Consider the following 16,767-nt stretch of genomic DNA (forward strand, 5'->3'; position numbering starts at 1 on the left):
CCTCTCTGGTCAGCCGTTCCCGGCACAGCGTTTGGTGAGCTCCTGGTCGGAGATCAGTTTGAGCATGTCGTACGTGGTTACAATTCCGGTGATCTTTTCGTCTTTGGTAATGAAAATCCGGTGCAGGTGCTCACGCATCATGATATCGGCAATGTCGCGCACTGGCGTTTGCTCGTCAACCGATAAAACGATGGGGGTCATGATGTCGCGAACTTCTACCGGCACCTTCCCCATTTCCTCGAAAATAACCATGCGAAGACGCCTGGCTTCCTGCTCCTCTTCCGGGGTCATGCGGGTCTCGGTTTCGGGGCGGCTGGCGTTCCAGCGGAATTCGGTGATGTCTTTGAGGGTGGCAATGCCGATTATTTCACCGCTCTCGTCGGTTACAGGGCTGCCGGTGATCTCGTTATCGGTGAGGAATCTTGCCAGCCGGTCCATTGTCCATGACTGGGGTACGGCCTTTATGCTCGGGGTCATGATCTCGTAGGCGAGAACGGTCATTGACGATGCGGCTCCGTTAACAGGTCCTTTGTCAAAGAGCTTAGCTGTTACTGCCTGGCTAGTCATCCCCTGATTGAGTTTTAACGACCACATCCGTCAACCCGGCATCGTGATCAATGCCTGCAGCCAGGGGGCCGGGATTGATCACTGAATGCCGGTACGGTCACTTTTCAGGCAAGGTGACGTTCAGCTCCAGGACCGAGCAGCTGTCGTTACGGTCGACTTCCACCTGCACCATATCGTCACTGATCTGAACGTACTTGCGGATGACCTCAAGCAGCTCCTTCTGCAGTGCTGGCAGGTAATCGGGCTGTTCACGCTGGCCCCGCTCATGGGCAACAATGATCTGAAGCCGTTCTTTGGCAACGCTGGCGGTCCGGTTATCCTTCTTGCTCTTGAAATAGTCGAAGAAACTCATCCGTCAGCCCCCCTTGAACATCCGTGAGAAGAAACCCTTTTTCTGGGACGACATAAAACGATGTTCGCGTTCCTCACCCAATAGACGGGCAACAGCATCTTCATAGGCCTGCCCGGCGTCGCTTTCTTCCTCGAGGATTACCGGTAGCCCCTGGTTGGAGGCGTTCAGCACGATCTGGGATTCCGGAATCACGCCCAGCAGGGGAATGGCGAGGATTTCTTCCACATCCGCCACCGACAGCATCTCGCCCCGGTCTACCCGGTCGGGGTTGTAGCGGGTCAGCAGCAGATGTTCCTTGACCGGGTCCTGGCCCATTTCAGCGCGCCGTGACTTGCTTTGCAGAATGCCGAGTATGCGGTCAGAGTCCCGCACCGAGGACACTTCCGGGTTGGTAACCACCACGGCCTCGTCAGCATAGTAAAGCGCCATCAGCGCACCGTGCTCAATGCCCGCAGGTGAATCGCAGACAATGTAGTCAAACCGTTCGGACAGCTCGTTGATTACCTTTTCAACGCCCTCTTTGGTGAGGGCTTCCTTCTCCCGGGTCTGGGAGGCCGGAAGAATGTAAAGGGTATCGACCCGCTTGTCCCGAATCAGGGCCTGGTTGAGTGTGGCTTCGCCCTGGATCACGTTCACGAAGTCGTACACCACCCTGCGTTCGCAGTTCATGATGAGATCCAGGTTGCGCAGGCCCACGTCAAAATCAATGACCACGGTCTTGTGGCCACGTTTGGCCAGGCCGGTGCTGATAGAGGCGCTGGTTGTGGTTTTACCTACGCCACCTTTTCCTGAGGTAACGACAATGATTCTAGCCAAGGTTGCATTCCTGTTTTGCGGTGGATTCGTCGTTTTCCCCGCCTGTGCGGGTAATTACGCTCTGATCAGGCCTTTTCCAGTGGCGTTACCACCAGCAGGTCATCCCTGAGCTGGATCTGGACGGCGGTTTTCCAGCCATTGTCCTGAAGATCTTCTGAGATTTTATAGTGTCCGGCGATGGACACAAGCTCTGCTTCAAGAGACTGGCAGAATACCCGCGCGTGTTCGGCCCCGTGAATACCTGCAAGGGCCCGACCACGGAGCGGTCCATAGACATGGACGTTGCCCGCTGCCAGCACTTCCGCGCCGGCCTGTACTGGCGCCAGGATAATCAGGTCGCCATCGGGGGCGTATACCTGCTGGCCGGAACGCACCGGTTGGTTGATGATTTTCGCCGCGGCCGGCTCAGCGCGGGTTTCCACTCTTGCGGGGGTCGGGCTGTCTGCGGCTCCGGTGGTCTCAGTGGCGGGGCCGGTATCAATCTCCTGGTCCCTCTGGTTGCCACCGGGAAGCAGGGCCAGGGACGCCCCCCTGGCCAGTCGACGCTGGTCGTCGTTGCCGCCACGCACGCCAATCACATGAATACTGTGACGGCGGCAGGTTCCGATGATCTTGAAAAAGTCCAGTTCACTGCTCAGCCCCTCGTATTTTTCAAGGCTGACAATCAGGGGAATATCCTTGAAGAAGCCGGGGGCCTGACTGATCTTGTCCCGAAGCGTGCTCTCAAAGGCTTCATCATCGAAAAAATACAGCTCCAGTGCCGTCATCGACACACTGGCACTCTTGAGCTGGAAGCAGTGTTTTACCCCGGATACGGCGGTCTCGCTCATGGATGGGTCTCTTCCGTGGTGTCGTCCTGGGTGGTGGTCGGGCGTTTGCGAAGCACCGGGCCTTCAAAGCGGATGCCGGACCAGCCGGTTCCGATAAACTGACGAATGTTGCCGTGGCTTTCGCCCGCCGGCTCATCCAGCACCTGCCGGTAATGTTGTGCAAACAGGCGCAACGTGTCGGCCTCGTTCAGGTTGCAATGCTGGGCCAGCGAAAAAACCCGGCACGAGCCGGCATTCTCGCCAGGGCCATTATACAGAGGGCCGTTATGGAAACCGGCGGGTTGGACCTCAAAAAAACGGTCGATCAGGGCCAGAGTATCATCAAAGTGACTATGGCCCGCGTCTACTGACGCCAGGTGTATGCGGACGGCGTCATTGAGGTTCATGCGCCGTGATCCTTTTTGGGGCCTTGCTGATAGAGGGCTTTCCAGTCCTCGTAAGGCATTCCGTAAACGATCTCGCGGGCTTCCGGATCTGACAGGTCGAAGCCCCTTTCGCTCGCTTCGGCTCGATACCACTTGGACAGACAGTTGCGACAGAATCCGGCCAGGTTCATCAGGTCAATATTCTGCACCTCGGTGTGCTCACGCAGGTGATTGACAAGCTTTCGAAATGCGGCGGCTTCGATTTCCGTCTGCGATTGTTCGGGGATGGGGGTCGTCATTATTGTTTACACCAGTTACTGGGGTTGAGTTGAGAGCTCCTGACATTCTCGGCATGTTACCGTAAGATACAAGGCTGTACATATGTACAGACAATTTACCTGATTGAAGAGTCATGGCCCAGCGCAAGATTATCCATGTAGATTGCGACTGTTTCTATGCCGCCGTCGAAATGCGGGACGATCCCTCTTTGAGAGAGGTTCCCCTGGCGGTGGGTGGAGAGGGTGGCCGTGGCGTTGTCACCACCTGCAACTACAAGGCGAGAGCCTTCGGGGTGCGTTCTGCCATGCCCGGCGGCGAAGCACGGCGCCTTTGCCCGGGGCTGGTGACGGTGCCGACAGACATGGCCCGTTACCGGGCTGTGTCGAAACAGGTCATGGCGATATTACGTGAGCTGACCGACCTGGTGGAGCCGCTATCCCTGGACGAAGCCTATCTCGACGTCAGCGAAGTGAGTGATCACAAAGGCAGTGCCACCCTGATGGCGCAGCATCTCAGGCAGCGGGTAAAGGATGAGGTGGGCATTACCATCTCCGCCGGTGTGGCTCCCAACAAATTCCTGGCAAAGATTGCCAGTGACTGGAAAAAGCCCGACGGTCTGTTTGTGATTCGCCCGGAGGACGTTGACGGCTTTGTTCGGGATCTGAAGGTCGAAAAGCTGTTCGGGGTGGGCCAGGTAACCGCCGGCAGACTTCACGCCCTGGGCGCCGGGACATGCGGTGATCTGCAGAACATTCCTGCCGATGTCCTGCTGGAAAAATTCGGCAAACAGGGATATCGACTGCGGGAAATGGCCTATGGCAGGGACGACCGCGATGTCGTGGTGTCCCGCATCGCCAAATCGGTCAGCGTGGAGCGCACCTTTTCCCAGGATCTCCCAGACAAGCGGGCCTGCGAGTCGGTGATGGCGTCCCTGGTGGCAGACCTGAATCTCAGGCTGACTCGCAAGTCCGCCCGCAAGCCCATCCACAAACTGTTTATCAAAATCCGCTACAGCGATTTTTCCACCCATACCCTGGAGCGGGTGCGCGAACAGATCCGGGAGCCAGCAATGGAGGACTACCAGCCGTTACTGGATGAGCTGGTCAGCAATGCTGAACGGCCTGTGCGTTTGTTGGGTTTGGGGGTGCGGTTTCGCAGCGATGAATCGCCGGTTATGCAGCTGCGGCTATTTGACTGAACACGCCATGCAGGCCGAATGCCGACAGCAGGCCCAGGCTGCCGCCGATCAGGGCTCCCGCGGCGACGTCGCTGGGATAGTGCAATCCCAGCACCACTCTTGAAGCGGCCACACTGAGTGTGAAAGGGAGGAGTAGCCAGGCCAGACCCGGTACAGTCATGGCCAGCACGGTATTGAAACAGACGGCGTGCAGCGTGTGGCCGGACGGAAAACTGTAGCGGTCAAGGGGCGGGGTGCCGCAGTTGATGGACGGGAACGATATGAATGGCCGTTCGCGGATCAGCCAGCGCTTTAAAAGCTTGTAGGTAATGGTGCAGGTGAGTCCGGTTGCAACCATCAGCAGTGCGATGGACAGACCGTCCTGGGGCCTGAGCAGTGGCAGGGCCAGGATCACCAGGTACCAGAACCAGCCGTCACCCAGCCGGCTTGCCACCTGAAAGTAACCGTGGACCGGGCGGAACCTGAGGGTGCGGTTGATGGACTGGCAAAAGGCAAATTCCTTCTGGTCCACCACGCTAAAAATACGGGATGCCTTGCTGGTTGAGGGCATTGCAGTGGCTCCTTTGTGGCTGGTTCAGTATCAGGTGTTCGAACTGATCGACCTGTGCCGCCCAGTCCAGCTCCAGCGCATCCAGGCGTGCCTGGGCGCGAATCCTGTTCATCAGTGTGGGCTGGTCGGCCAGGCGCAGGGCGTGATCCACGAAGCCCTCATCGTCGGGCAGGGGTGCCTTCATACCGTTGCTCCCATGGCGGATATGCTCGCCGGCAGCAGCATCATCAAAAGCAACGACGGCGAGGCCACTGGCCATGGCTTCCGTGACCACGTTGCCAAAGGTGTCGGTCTTGCTGGGAAACAGGAAAATATCCCCTGAAGCATAGTGCCGGGTCAGGTCTTCATCCCGGCGGGTGCCCGCAAAAATATAGTCCGGGTGGCGCTCGGCCAGACGCTTGCGCATGGGTCCGTCACCCACCAGGATAAATCGGGCAGCAGGGTGCAAGGCGCGGATGCGCTCGAAACAGGACACGGCCATCTGCAGGTTCTTTTCCGGTGCCAGTCGCCCGACATAGAGAACAGCCCGTTCGCTGGGTTGCAGACACCATTGCTGCCGCAGCACGGGATCCCGCTTGTGAGGCGAAAACCGGTGACAGTCGACACCGCGGCTCCAGACCGATGTCGGGTAAATGCCCATGTCGGCAGTGGTTCGCGCTATTTTCCGGGTGGGAACCAGGGTGAGGGCGGTTCGGTTGTGAAACCAGCGGCCGTAACCACACAGCAGGTTTTCCAGAAAACCGGCGCCATAATAGCGACTGTAGGCATGGAAGTTGGTGTGGAAGCCGGAGCTGACTGACAGGCCGGCGCCTCGGGCCGCTGAAACCGCGGCAACCCCGAGAGGGCCTTGAGTGGCGACATAGATTGCGTCCGGGCGATCGCGTTCCCACAGGGAGGCCAGATAAGCGGGGCGGGCGATCCCGAACCGCAGGTCGCCATAGCCGGGAATTGGCAGGCCGGTGACGAGGTGCTCCTGGGAAAACAGCCGTTCCCCTGCTGCGCAACGTGGGCCTTTCGACTCATGACTCTGGCGCGGGCGGATAACCGACACCCTGTGCCCGCGTTGCATCAGTCCCAGACAAAGATACCGCAAAGTGTTGGCCACGCCGTTGATCTCCGGAGGAAACGTCTCCGCAACAATGGTAATGTGAAGCCTTCGCCCTGAAGCCTGAGTGGTTCCGCTCATGATGTTTCCTGTGCTGCTTTTCCTCATGCCTCTACTATGAAAAGCTGGCATGACAGTTCCGGGACACTTCCGTGACAATCCGTTGACCCTTTCAGCAACCAGCGCTTTATCTTTTCATCCTTCTACCAACAACACTGGGAGCACGCATGAAAACCCGCAAACTGGGCAGCACCGATATCGATGTCAGCGAGATCTGCCTGGGTACCATGACCTGGGGAGAGCAGAACACCGAACAACAGGCCTTCGGGCAACTGGACCTGGCAACCGCCGAAGGCGTCAATTTCATTGATGCGGCGGAGATGTACCCGGTGCCGCCCCGGGCCGAGACCCAGGGGCTGACAGAAGCCTATCTGGGAAACTGGCTGGCGAAACGTGGGCGCAGGGATGATCTGGTCATTGCGTCCAAGGTGGCCGGGCCTGGCAATGGCCTGACCTATTTGCGTAACGGCCCCCGCCTGACCCGGGACCATGTCCGCCAGGCTTGCGAAGACAGCCTGCGTCGGCTGCAAACCGACTATATTGACCTTTACCAGGTGCATTGGCCGGATCGAAATGCCAACTTTTTCGGCAAGCTTGGTTACCGGCACCGGGAGGACGAGCAGGCCACCCCCATTGAAGAAACGCTCGGCGCGCTTTCTGAACTGGTGCAGGAGGGCAAGGTCCGCCATATCGGCCTCTCCAATGAAACGCCCTGGGGTACCAATGAATACCTGCGGCTGTCGCGGGAGCGTAACTGGCCCCGTATTGTCAGCGTGCAGAACCCGTACAACCTGCTGAACCGGACCTTTGAAGTGGGCATGGCGGAAATCGCCTGCCGCGAACAGGTGGGCCTGCTGGCCTACTCACCCCTCGCGTTCGGTATGCTTTCAGGTAAATACCTGGACGGTCATCGCCCGGAGGGTGCACGTCTGACCCGCTTTGACCGGTTCACCCGGTACACCAGCGAGCGGGGTTTTGAGGCCACCCGTGCCTATGTGGACCTGGCTGGCCAACATGGGTTGTCGCCGGTACAGATGGCGCTTGCGTATGTCACCAGTCGAGATTTTGTCACCAGCAACATCATCGGTGCCACCACCCTGGAGCAGCTTCGTGAAAACCTGGGATCGGCTTCCGTTGCTCTCGGGGATGATGTGCTGGAGGCGATCGAGGAACTTAACGGCAAGTACACCTATCCCTGTCCCTGAGCGAATCGTCGTTACGATTTTTTAATGCGTGGAAGTTGCAAAAACGCTGCTCTGTTGCCCATAAAGGCGCGAAACAGCGGCACCGATTACAGGCTGCAATCAAAGTCGATGAGTTTTTGACAAAACACTGGCAAACCTGTGACAAAAGATCGTCACAAGTGTGTGCGCAATCACATCTTTCCGGCGGTTAATCATTAGACTTAAGCCTTATGTGACAGTAGACTTCCGTTTCGTTAACAGGTCGCCAGAAAACTCATGATTATCCGTATTTTCGTCGCACTTCTTGCCCTTAACATGATCGCTTTTGTGGTTCGCGCCGAAGCCGGTGAGCGAGTGTTCGCCGACGAGATGCCGGCTGAAGATATCTACCAGCTTCAGGATCAGATGTCGGGAGATTTTGAAAGCGATGACGTGGACATGTATGCCAACCTTGGCTCACGTTTGCTGAGCCTCGGCTTCAGTGGCTCGGACACCCGGTCAAGAAGTTACGCATCTGACCCTGCGCGTGCGGATCATGGCATAGCGTTGCTAGAAGAGGGCGCCTGTCTCAATCTCAAATGGAATTTCTGAATCCGCTGTTGACTCCTCTCCGTCGACCCCAGCGCCGACGCGGGCTTTCCTCTCTGCACTGAACTTCCCGAATTGCCGTTTATATGACCGGGCGCATTGCCTGAAGCGTTTTCGCATGTGATTATCCATGTCGAATGCTTTTTGATGCCTCTTGACGGATAGAAACGGAGTATAACCATGGCAAAGGAACAACCGGTTACGCTGGAGACGGGCAGTGAGTGTGTCGATGAATTGATCCGTCGCGTGGGGAAGAATATTACCCTGGGCCTGCCGCTCGGGCTCGGCAAACCTGTGCGTTTCGTGAACGCATTGTATCAGCGCGCGCGGGATGACTCATCCATTCAGCTGCATATCGTGACCGCGTTGTCCCTCGCCGCTCCGGCGGGAAGCTCGTCGTTGGAGAAGCGTTTCCTGGGGCCTTTCGTTGAGCGACTCTATGGACAGATCCCGGAACTCGAGTATGCCCGGGATGTGACTCGGCAGAAGCTGCCGCAGAACGTGAAAGTGTCGGAATTCTTTTTCAAGGCAGGGTCCTTTCTCCACAACGAAACCCAGCAGCGAAATTATGTCTGTACCAACTACACCCATGCGGTCCGTGACCTGTTGGCGATTGGCGTCAATGTGGTGGCGCAGATGGTGGCACCGCCGGCAGGGCCGGAGCAGCAGGGCAAGTTCAGCCTGAGCAGCAACCCGGATCTCACCCTCGATCTGATTCCCCTGCTCCGGCAGCGCGAAGCAGCGGGGACACCTGTCGCCATCGTGGCTGAAACCAATAGCTACCTCCCCTTCATGGGTAACGATGCAGCGGTCGAGCAGACCCGATTCGATATGGTTCTTGAGCAGTCCTCGTCGGATTATCCCCTGTTTTCTGCGCCGCAGATGTCGGTCAGCGCGGAAGATCATATGATCGGGTTCTATGCCAGCGCGCTGGTGAAGGACGGGGGCACCCTGCAGGTGGGCATCGGGTCCCTGGGCGCCGCGCTGGTACACAGTACAATCCTGCGACACCGTGACAACGACCACTGGAACAAGGTCTTTGACCACCTTCAGATTGCCGAGCGGTTTCCCGTGGTCAATGAATATGGCGGTACCGGTACCTTTGCAGAGGGACTTTACGGTTGCAGTGAAATGATGGTGGACGGGTTTATCTACCTGATGGAAGCCGGTGTGCTGAAGCGCGAAGTGTTTGATCACGCCGGCTTGCAGGCACTGATCAACCGCGGCGACCTGTCCCACAGTGTCTCGCTGGATACGCTGGATGTATTGCGACGGGAACAGCTGATTGACTCACCGCTGAGGGCCCGGGACGTAGAATGGCTTCGTCGTTACGGTATTTTTCAACCGGGCGTGGAGTTCAAGGGCGGGCGCCTGAAAATCGGTGAACAGTCAGTGGACCTGGATCTGGACAGTGAAGACGTCAGGCAGGCCATTGCCACAATGGCTCTTGGTGAGCGCCTGACCGGGGGCATTGTGCTCCACGGCGGTTTCTACGTCGGTCCCGAGCAGTTTTACCAGCGATTACGGGATCTGTCACCGCAGGATCGGCAGCGCATCTGTCTGACCAGTGTGAATTACATCAACCACCTTTACGATCACGCCTTCGGTGATCAGCGCCTGAAAGTCGAGCAAAGGATTCACAGCCGCTTTGTCAATTCGGCGATGATGTATACCCTGAGCGGGGCGGCGGTATCCGATGGTCTGGATGACGGTCGGGTCGTCAGCGGCGTGGGTGGCCAGTATAATTTTGTCGCCATGGCCCATGAACTGCCCGGTGCGCGCTCGGTGATGACCCTGAGCAGTACCCGCAGCTCTGCCGGTAAAACCCTGTCCAACATCGTGTTCAGTTATGGCCACTGCACCATTCCCCGCCACCTGAGAGATATCGTGGTCACTGAATATGGCATCGCGGACCTGAGGGGCCAGTCGGATGAGCAGGTATACCTGCGCCTGATTCGCATTGCCGATTCACGGTTCCAGCAGGATCTGCTGAAACAGGCCCAGGATGCGGGAAAAGTGGATGCTTCGTTCCGTCTGCCAGCGGAGTGGTGCGACAACACGCCGGAGGCGATTGCGGCGGCCATCGAGGCGGCGGGTGACAGAGAGGTGTTTCCGCCTTTTCCTTTTGGCAGGGATTTCACCGATGAAGAGCTGAAGCTGGGCAAGGCATTGCAGACCCTGAAGGCCGCAACGGCGACCCGCCGTGGTAAACTGGCAACAATATGGCGTGCAATGAAAGCAAAGGACGATGAGGACCGTTACCGGTCGTTGCTGGAGCGCATGAGCCTGGAAAAACCCAGTGGGCTGAAAGCCAGGCTGGAGCAGCGCCTGGTCATTCACGCACTGAACCTGACTGACACACCGGACACAGGAAACCATACTGCCTGATGCAAAAACCTGCTGTATTTACCGTTCACTATGTTCTCAAGAACAAGCTCGGAGAGTTGGTCGACACCTCCGAGGGCAGCGAGCCGCTACACTTTCTGGAGGGTAGCCCGGAGATCATTGAAGGCATCCAGAAAGCGGTGGCAGACCGCAATGTGGGGGATTGCCTGGAAGTAACGGTGCCACCCGCCATGGCCTATGGTGACCATAACCCCGAGCTTATCCGCACGGTACCCCGCTCCATGTTTGAAGGTGTGGAGAACCTGCAGGTGGGAATGAAGTTCCAGACCAACACCGGCGATAGCGCCCAGGTGGTTCAGGTGGTGGCTATTGACGGCAACCTGGTGAGGGTAGATGCCAATCATCCGCTGGCAGGCTTCACTCTCTATTTCGATCTGGAAATCCTCGGCAGGCGTGAAGCCACGGAAGAAGAAATCAATGCCGGTCACCCGCTGAGCTGACGCCGCACTCCCGGGCTGGCGGCTGCTCCTCTTTTAGAGAGCCGCCCTGCCTGGATCTGCCACAGGCCTTCCTGGATCGTCTTCTGCAACTCTTTGGAAATCTTCGACATGTCGCAGTCGCCCGTGATGGTCACCACGGGGTGGGCGATCACGCCCACTTCCACCGCCGGCTGGCGGAGCAGCCGGACCAGATGAGGCTGAAATTCATCGTCTCCGATAAACGGAGCCAGATGGTCCGGGTGCCCGTTTCTCAGGTAACCGATACTGATCGGCTGGATGTCCACTCCGGCATCCGCAGCGGCATTGAGCAGCCGGCTATGAAAGGGCAGAACGGTGACGCCTGCGGTGGTGGTTCCTTCCGGGAAAACCAGCACCGACTGCCCGCTACGCAGCGTGTCGGCAATTTCACAGCGGGCCTGACCTGCCTTGCCGCCGCCGCGCTGGATAAATAGCGTGCCGGCTTGAGTGGCCAGCCAGCCGATTACCGGCCAGCGACCCACTTCCGCCTTGGACAGAAACCGCAGGGGCACCATTCCTCCCAGCACCGGAATATCAGACCAGGAAATGTGATTGCTGACGTAAAGCACCGGCCTGTCGCTGAATGCACCCAGTGCCGACACCCGAAAGCCCAGGCAACGGCTGGCACCGTGGAAGCAGAGGCGGGCAAACGGGGCACGGTCTATGTGGCTGCGGAACAGGGCGTCAATCAGCAGCAGGGTGCCTGCCAGAAACGCGGTCAGTGCCAGAAATCCGGCAAAAAGTGTGAGTCTTGTGATCAAGCGGGTAAGTTCCATGGCCACTCCTCTGATTGCCGGCTGGGTGTTCTATCGGGCCTGGGTGCGCATGAAGTGGCGGCTGTAGCGACTGGCCAGGTTGTTGACATCCAGCACCACCAACAGGTCGGCACAGCGGAAATCCGGGTCCCAGCAGGGCTCACCGCATACCCTGGCACCGAGGCGCATATAGGCCTTGATCAGGGCAGGAACGTCCACTGGCCGGTCTTCATTGAGGGTGTGGGTGAGGTGGGGCAAGGCCCGCAGCGGCGTTACCCGGTACTCCTCTGGCGCCAGAAACTCCCGTTGCAGGTAGCGCGCTATACGCCATGCTTTCAGGCCGCCGTCTGACATGCCGATGCTGGCACAACCAATCAGGTAATCCACGTTACGGGACACCAGGTATTCAGCCACGGATGCCCACAACAGGCTGATGGTAGCGCCGTTGCGGTAGTCCGGGTGCACACAGGTCCGACCGAGTTCCGCGACGGCGCCCGGCAGGCGGTACAGCGAGGACAGCTCAAACTCACCTTCTGAATAGAAACCACCGGCCTCCCGGGCATTGCTGTGATGCAGCACGCGCGTGGTAGCCACCAGTTCACCGGTGTTTTCGTCGGTAACAATCAGGTGGTCGCAAAAACGATCGAATGCGTCCGCGTCGATCCCGGGGGTAGCGGCGCCCAGGTCGGAGCCATACTCTTCCGAGAATACCCGGTAGCGCAATTTCTGGGCAGATTCGATCAGATCCGGCTGCCGGGTGATGACGGTTTTAAGCCGGCGAGCCGGACGTGCAGTGCGGGCGATCTGGGCGTTCATGGCAATGCCTCTTTGTTTCCACTTTTCGACAAGGCTATGAATCCCGTGTGACACCGGAATGAACGGGGGGTGACGACTTCGTGACACGGGTCGGCGCTGATCACACGGTGTGACGTTTGTCACGTCCTGTAACGAACAGGCGGTTCCATGTATATTTCTGAATAGCATGTATAATTGCTGTTACAGGAGGTAGTCTGTATTGTCGGTTACAAGGAAGAGCTTCCGACAGACAACTCGTCTCCGGCCAGGCGCGGTGAGCGTGGCCGGAAGCTTCACAAACTGGAAAAACAAAATCAGAGATGGATGGCGTGGAACAGACGAACGAAAGTTGGCGGATTCTTATAGTCGAGGATGATGAGAGGCTGGCCGAGCTGACCAAGGAGTATCTGGAAAGCAATGGTCTGACAGTTGCTCTCGAAACCCACGGTGGCAACGCCGTTGAGCGTATCCGCAAGGAACAGCCCGACCTGGTGGTGCTTGACCTGATGCTGCCCGGCGAAGACGGGCTCTCCATCTGCAGGCGTGCCAGACCCTTCTATCCTGGTCCCATTATTATGTTGACGGCTCGCACAGATGACCTGGACCAGGTGCTCGGCCTGGAAATGGGTGCCGATGACTACATAGGCAAACCGGTTCAGCCCAGGGTTTTGCTGGCACGAATCCGTGCCTTGCTGCGCCGGATCACAGAGACCGGGTCGACCGCCGCGGAAGAGGGTAATGGCGAGGAACCCGTCAGGCTGCAGTTCAACGATCTGGTTGTGGACCGATCCATGCGAGAAGCCTGGCTGAGTGAAAACAGCATCGATCTTACCAGCGCAGAATTCGACCTGCTGTGGTTGCTGGCAAGCAATGCTGGCCGTGTTCTCAGCCGCGAGGAGATTTTCACCGCACTCCGGGGTATTGAATACGATGGCCAGGACCGTTCGATTGACGTCCGGGTTTCACGGATACGCCCGAAGATCGGTGACGATCCCATCCACCCGAGGCGCATTAAAACCGTACGCAGTAAAGGCTACCTGTTCGTAAAGGAAGCCTGACTGTTCAGTCTCTGGCGCTGGCCCGCCCGGGCTGGCGTTCATCGCCAGGGTTATCGCAATGCCCCTCAAATTCTTTCTCAAGCTCTATGCCCGCCTGATTGGCCTGACCTTTCTGATTCTGCTGACTTGCGCAGCGCTATTTCTGGGGGTGAATTCCGTGCGGGAGCAGTTCTGGCAGGAACGGTTTTCCGGGCCGCTGCTGCGCTGGATTGCGGCAACCCCTCATCCCGAATACCAGTACCACTGGCTTGAGTCGCTTTATGATTTCCGGGTGGCCCCTCCCGGTGACCTGGCGCTCTCCAATGTCATCAGGGAACGCCTCTCCTATGGTCAGGTCGTGGCCCGGGAAACCAGTATCGGCCAGCAGGTAATGATTCAGAGTGGGCAGGGTCGTGTCCTCGACCTGCGGTTGGGGGATATCTATACGGACGTTGCCGAGGCTACAGCGCTGGTTGCCCGCATTCACCTGGACCCGGTGCCGGCTGAGGGCCGGGAAGAGACAATGAAGCAGTTGTCAGGCGCTCTTGCCGTCAATATGGCAGCCGTTCAGGACCAGTCAGCTCTCCCTGATTCGGATGTTCTGGAGCGCGTTTCAGAGCGCGGTATCTCCCTCTACCATCATCCCGTTCAGGGCCGCGCTCACGTGCTGCTTCGTCTGGAGGATGGAACGCTGGTGGATATGGCGATGCCGGCGTCTTTCAATCCCTGGGCCTGGCCGGTAGTCCTGCTGCTGTTGGCAGTAACGGGGGGTGTACTTGCACTGGCGCTGTTTCTTGCCCTGAGAGATGTGGACAGCAACCTGCGTGCGGTAGAATCCGTTGCCATCCGTATTGCCCGGGGGGAGATGGGTGCTCGAGTTGATGCCGGTGACAGCCGGCTGGTGTCGAGGCTTGCGGTAGCCTTTAACAGCATGGCGGAGCACATCCAGAGGCTCGTAGGCGTGCAGCGGGAAATGATTCATGCGGTTTCCCACGAACTGAGAACGCCCGTTGCCCGAATCCGTTTCGGTATCCAGATGATCGAGAGCGCCAGCAGCCCTGAAGCGCTCCAGAAACAGCTGGACGGCATTGACGGTGACATTCAGGAACTGGACGAGCTGATTGACGAAATACTGACTTATGCCCGGCTCGAGCAGGGCGGCCCGGTCTTTGCGCTGCAGGAAACATCGGTCTCGGATATTGTCCGGCAGGTGGTCAGCGAGCAGCAGATGATCCGCCCCGGGCACAGCATCGAGGCAGATATTGACGATGACTCGGAACGCTGGTCGTTGTCGGATGTTGAGCCCCGCTACCTGCATCGTGCCGTCCAGAACCTGGTGGGCAACGCCGCCCGTTACGCCGAGCATAGGGTCAGGGTTCATTGCCAGTTTGATGAAGACAATTGTCGCATCGATGTTGAAGATGATGGCCCGGGAATTCCCGAGGAGGACTGGGAAAAAGTGTTCACCGCTTTTGCGAGGCTGGATGACAGCCGTACCCGGACTTCCGGTGGCTACGGTCTTGGCCTGTCAATCGTGAGAAGAATTCTCTACTGGCATGGCGGCCAGGCTTTTGTCAGCCGCAGTGAAGAGCTGGGCGGTGCCCGGTTCAGCCTGGTATGGCCCCGGAAGAAGCCCATGGAACACAGCCTGTGAGTGGGGTTGTGATGGTTTTCTCGGCCCCTCACCGGATGTAACAAACCAGCAACACAACCGCAACTGAAGGCCCTGAATTTGTGCGGGACACTGATTTCGTAAGGGATGACTTTTGAGGTTGCAGTTCTTACGAACTTTCCTTGTTTCATTCGTCATTTGAGGGCCGGTCTACCGGCCCTTTTTTTTGTCTCCGCTCACGCCATGGCGTTCTCTCCGATCCTTTGAGAAGATTGCATCACTAACAACAACGATGCCGACTATTCTGAAAGGACGCCTCAAAATGACCCAGTACCTGCTCGCTATCGATCAGGGCACCACCAGTTCCCGTGCCATCGTCTTCAATGCCTCCGGCATCTCCGTTGCTACGGCCCAACAGGAGTTTCACCAGTATTTTCCCAAAGACGGCCAGGTGGAGCATGACGCCGTGGAAATCTGGGACAGCACCCTTGAAGTATGCCGGCAGGCGCTGAAAGAATCCGGCGTTGACGCCTCAGAGCTGGCGGGTATCGGTATCACCAATCAGCGTGAAACCACCGTTATCTGGGATCGGGCAAGCGGAGCTCCCATTTATCATGCCATTGTCTGGCAGGATCGTCGCACCGCATCCGTCTGCGCAAAACTCAAGGCCGATGGCCACGAGAGCAGCGTTGTTGAACGCACAGGGCTGCTTATCGACCCGTATTTTTCCGCTACCAAGATTGCCTGGATCCTGGACCAGGTAGACGGGGCCAGGGCGAAAGCGGAAGCGGGAGAGCTTGCCTTCGGCACCATCGACAGCTGGCTGCTGTGGAATCTCACCAGCGGCCGCTCGCACCGCACGGATGCCACCAACGCTTCCCGCACAGCGTTGTTCAATATCCACGAGCAGCAATGGGACGACGAGTTGCTGGCGCTGTTCCGCGTTCCCTCGGCGTTATTGCCGGAGGTGCTGGATTCGGCAGCGGACTTTGGTGTCACTGACGAGCAGTGGCTGGGCGCGCCCGTTCAGGTGGCGGGCATCGCCGGTGACCAGCACGCGTCACTGGTTGGCCAGGCCTGTTTTGAGCCGGGGATGGCAAAGAGCACGTACGGAACCGGCTGCTTTTTGATGCTGAACACCGGTGAGAAAGCGCTGCGCTCGGAGAATCGGTTGCTGACAACCATGGCCTATCGCCTCAATGGCAAGCCCTGCTATGCCATGGAGGGCAGCATATTTGTTGCCGGTGCCGCCATGCAGTGGTTGCGTGATGGCCTTCGGCTGATCAGTCACGCCAGTGAGTCCTCTGCCTATGCTACGGCGGTGGGCGTGGATAATCCCGTGTACCTGGTGCCCGCATTTACCGGGCTTGGTGCCCCGCACTGGGATCCCCATGCCCGCGGGGCCATTCTGGGATTGACCCGGGACACCGGTATCGGTGAAATCGTCACCGCCGGCCTGCAGTCCGTGTGCTACCAGACCAAGGATCTGATCCGGGCCATCCTTAACGACGGAGCATCCGTGCAGGCATTGCGGGTGGATGGCGGGATGGTGGTGAATGACTGGGTGATGCAGTTCCTGGCGGACATTCTCAACGTGCCGGTGGATCGGCCGGGGGTCACCGAGACCACGGCACTGGGGGCAGCCTACCTGGCCGGCCTGCAAACCGGTGTCTATCAGAGCCTGGAAGAGATAGCCCGGTTATGGGAGCGCGAACGCCGCTTTGAACCGGTGATGCTGCCGGCCCTGAGGGAAAAACTGTACGCTGGCTGGCTGGATTCCGTCGAGCGGGTCTGTAATAACTGATCCGCT

The 16,767-nt window shown here is 58.3% G+C and carries 18 protein-coding genes; 8 read left to right on the forward strand and 10 right to left on the reverse strand.

The genetic code is table 11. From position 1 onward, the window contains the following. Positions 1-9: 9 nt before the first annotated feature. From DIT71_RS11945 to DIT71_RS11970, 6 genes are all read right to left on the reverse strand, one after another. Complete coding sequence (locus DIT71_RS11945; protein ID WP_114613453.1) at positions 10-501, reverse strand: CBS domain-containing protein; 492 nt, start codon at positions 499-501, stop codon at positions 10-12. Positions 502-664: 163 nt separating this feature from the next. After that, a complete protein-coding gene (gene minE / locus DIT71_RS11950) occupies positions 665-919 on the reverse strand; it encodes a cell division topological specificity factor MinE (RefSeq protein WP_114613454.1) in 255 nt (84 codons plus the stop codon). Positions 920-922: 3 nt separating this feature from the next. Further along, entirely contained in the window at positions 923-1,735 is an 813-nt protein-coding gene (minD, locus tag DIT71_RS11955; protein ID WP_114613455.1) for a septum site-determining protein MinD, read from the reverse strand. Positions 1,736-1,800: 65 nt separating this feature from the next. After that, positions 1,801-2,565, reverse strand: a complete 765-nt coding sequence (minC, locus tag DIT71_RS11960) for a septum site-determining protein MinC (RefSeq protein ID WP_114613456.1) — start codon at positions 2,563-2,565, stop codon at positions 1,801-1,803. Beyond that, complete coding sequence (locus tag DIT71_RS11965) at positions 2,562-2,951, reverse strand: HopJ type III effector protein (RefSeq protein ID WP_114613457.1); 390 nt, start codon at positions 2,949-2,951, stop codon at positions 2,562-2,564. Before DIT71_RS11965 ends, minC begins: the two co-directional genes overlap by 4 nt. Beyond that, positions 2,948-3,229 (reverse strand): DUF1244 domain-containing protein, encoded by a 282-nt coding sequence (locus tag DIT71_RS11970; RefSeq protein WP_114613458.1) that lies wholly within the window; start codon positions 3,227-3,229, stop codon positions 2,948-2,950. Before DIT71_RS11970 ends, DIT71_RS11965 begins: the two co-directional genes overlap by 4 nt. A 113-nt stretch (positions 3,230-3,342) precedes the next feature. On the opposite strand from DIT71_RS11970, the gene dinB reads away from it, so the two are divergent. After that, positions 3,343-4,407 carry a DNA polymerase IV gene (gene dinB / locus DIT71_RS11975; RefSeq protein ID WP_114613459.1) on the forward strand — a complete coding sequence of 355 codons (1,065 nt, stop codon included), beginning with the start codon at positions 3,343-3,345 and terminating at the stop codon, positions 4,405-4,407. Here dinB and DIT71_RS11980 read toward each other — a convergent pair. Beyond that, entirely contained in the window at positions 4,382-4,957 is a 576-nt protein-coding gene (locus DIT71_RS11980; RefSeq protein ID WP_114613460.1) for a phosphatase PAP2 family protein, read from the reverse strand. The two genes, dinB and DIT71_RS11980, sit on opposite strands and share 26 nt — an antisense overlap. Then, positions 4,923-6,143, reverse strand: a complete 1,221-nt coding sequence (locus tag DIT71_RS11985) for a glycosyltransferase family 4 protein (protein ID WP_114613461.1) — start codon at positions 6,141-6,143, stop codon at positions 4,923-4,925. The genes DIT71_RS11980 and DIT71_RS11985 overlap by 35 nt, the downstream gene beginning before the upstream one ends. Before the next feature lie 146 nt (positions 6,144-6,289). Here DIT71_RS11985 and DIT71_RS11990 point away from each other — a divergent pair, with 146 nt between their 5' ends. The 4 genes from DIT71_RS11990 (at position 6,290) to DIT71_RS12005 (ending at position 10,740) form a co-directional block, all read left to right on the forward strand. Beyond that, positions 6,290-7,327 (forward strand): NADP(H)-dependent aldo-keto reductase, encoded by a 1,038-nt coding sequence (locus DIT71_RS11990; RefSeq protein ID WP_114613462.1) that lies wholly within the window; start codon positions 6,290-6,292, stop codon positions 7,325-7,327. Between the two features lie 255 nt (positions 7,328-7,582). Next, entirely contained in the window at positions 7,583-7,897 is a 315-nt protein-coding gene (locus DIT71_RS11995) for a hypothetical protein (protein ID WP_114613463.1), read from the forward strand. Positions 7,898-8,074: 177 nt separating this feature from the next. Further along, positions 8,075-10,282: an acetyl-CoA hydrolase/transferase C-terminal domain-containing protein gene (locus DIT71_RS12000; protein ID WP_114613464.1), complete on the forward strand. Its 2,208-nt coding sequence runs from the start codon at positions 8,075-8,077 to the stop codon at positions 10,280-10,282. After that, a complete protein-coding gene (locus DIT71_RS12005; RefSeq protein ID WP_114613465.1) occupies positions 10,282-10,740 on the forward strand; it encodes an FKBP-type peptidyl-prolyl cis-trans isomerase in 459 nt (152 codons plus the stop codon). The genes DIT71_RS12000 and DIT71_RS12005 overlap by 1 nt, the downstream gene beginning before the upstream one ends. Here DIT71_RS12005 and DIT71_RS12010 read toward each other — a convergent pair. Next, on the reverse strand, positions 10,725-11,534 hold the full coding sequence (locus DIT71_RS12010; RefSeq protein WP_114613466.1) for a lysophospholipid acyltransferase family protein: 810 nt from the start codon (positions 11,532-11,534) through the stop codon (positions 10,725-10,727). The genes DIT71_RS12005 and DIT71_RS12010 overlap by 16 nt on opposite strands. A gap of 30 nt (positions 11,535-11,564) precedes the next feature. Beyond that, on the reverse strand, positions 11,565-12,329 hold the full coding sequence (locus DIT71_RS12015) for a GNAT family N-acetyltransferase (RefSeq protein ID WP_114613467.1): 765 nt from the start codon (positions 12,327-12,329) through the stop codon (positions 11,565-11,567). A 299-nt stretch (positions 12,330-12,628) separates the two neighbouring features. Here DIT71_RS12015 and DIT71_RS12020 point away from each other — a divergent pair, with 299 nt between their 5' ends. The 3 genes from DIT71_RS12020 to glpK all read left to right on the forward strand — a co-directional run bounded on the left by DIT71_RS12020 (position 12,629) and on the right by glpK (position 16,761). After that, positions 12,629-13,366 carry a response regulator gene (locus tag DIT71_RS12020; RefSeq protein ID WP_114613468.1) on the forward strand — a complete coding sequence of 246 codons (738 nt, stop codon included), beginning with the start codon at positions 12,629-12,631 and terminating at the stop codon, positions 13,364-13,366. Positions 13,367-13,424: 58 nt separating this feature from the next. Next, the gene (locus DIT71_RS12025) at positions 13,425-14,999 is read left to right on the forward strand and encodes an ATP-binding protein (protein WP_114613469.1); all 1,575 of its coding nucleotides are present in this window, start codon (positions 13,425-13,427) and stop codon (positions 14,997-14,999) included. Between the two features lie 280 nt (positions 15,000-15,279). Then, positions 15,280-16,761: a glycerol kinase GlpK gene (gene glpK / locus DIT71_RS12030; protein WP_114613470.1), complete on the forward strand. Its 1,482-nt coding sequence runs from the start codon at positions 15,280-15,282 to the stop codon at positions 16,759-16,761. Positions 16,762-16,767: the final 6 nt, after the last annotated feature.

Origin of the sequence: Marinobacter vulgaris (assembly GCF_003344045.1) — a bacterium.
In the GTDB taxonomy this organism is placed as follows: Bacteria; Pseudomonadota; Gammaproteobacteria; order Pseudomonadales; family Oleiphilaceae; genus Marinobacter; species Marinobacter vulgaris.

Bases quoted from the DNA above. Each gene is read 5' to 3' on its own strand.
- DIT71_RS11990 (WP_114613462.1), top strand. From the start codon at position 6,290: ATGAAAACCCGCAAACTGGGCAGCACCGATATCGATGTCAGCGAGATC.
- DIT71_RS12000 (WP_114613464.1), top strand. From the start codon at position 8,075: ATGGCAAAGGAACAACCGGTTACGCTGGAGACGGGCAGTGAGTGTGTC.
- DIT71_RS12005 (WP_114613465.1), top strand. From the start codon at position 10,282: ATGCAAAAACCTGCTGTATTTACCGTTCACTATGTTCTCAAGAACAAG.
- DIT71_RS11995 (WP_114613463.1), top strand. From the start codon at position 7,583: ATGATTATCCGTATTTTCGTCGCACTTCTTGCCCTTAACATGATCGCT.
- minE (WP_114613454.1), bottom strand. From the start codon at position 919: ATGAGTTTCTTCGACTATTTCAAGAGCAAGAAGGATAACCGGACCGCC.
- DIT71_RS12025 (WP_114613469.1), top strand. From the start codon at position 13,425: ATGCCCCTCAAATTCTTTCTCAAGCTCTATGCCCGCCTGATTGGCCTG.
- DIT71_RS11970 (WP_114613458.1), bottom strand. From the start codon at position 3,229: ATGACGACCCCCATCCCCGAACAATCGCAGACGGAAATCGAAGCCGCC.
- DIT71_RS11965 (WP_114613457.1), bottom strand. From the start codon at position 2,951: ATGAACCTCAATGACGCCGTCCGCATACACCTGGCGTCAGTAGACGCG.
- minC (WP_114613456.1), bottom strand. From the start codon at position 2,565: ATGAGCGAGACCGCCGTATCCGGGGTAAAACACTGCTTCCAGCTCAAG.
- DIT71_RS12015 (WP_114613467.1), bottom strand. From the start codon at position 12,329: ATGAACGCCCAGATCGCCCGCACTGCACGTCCGGCTCGCCGGCTTAAA.
- DIT71_RS11985 (WP_114613461.1), bottom strand. From the start codon at position 6,143: ATGAGCGGAACCACTCAGGCTTCAGGGCGAAGGCTTCACATTACCATT.
- DIT71_RS11980 (WP_114613460.1), bottom strand. From the start codon at position 4,957: ATGCCCTCAACCAGCAAGGCATCCCGTATTTTTAGCGTGGTGGACCAG.
- DIT71_RS12020 (WP_114613468.1), top strand. From the start codon at position 12,629: ATGGATGGCGTGGAACAGACGAACGAAAGTTGGCGGATTCTTATAGTC.
- glpK (WP_114613470.1), top strand. From the start codon at position 15,280: ATGACCCAGTACCTGCTCGCTATCGATCAGGGCACCACCAGTTCCCGT.
- DIT71_RS12010 (WP_114613466.1), bottom strand. From the start codon at position 11,534: ATGGAACTTACCCGCTTGATCACAAGACTCACACTTTTTGCCGGATTT.
- dinB (WP_114613459.1), top strand. From the start codon at position 3,343: ATGGCCCAGCGCAAGATTATCCATGTAGATTGCGACTGTTTCTATGCC.
- DIT71_RS11945 (WP_114613453.1), bottom strand. From the start codon at position 501: ATGACCGTTCTCGCCTACGAGATCATGACCCCGAGCATAAAGGCCGTA.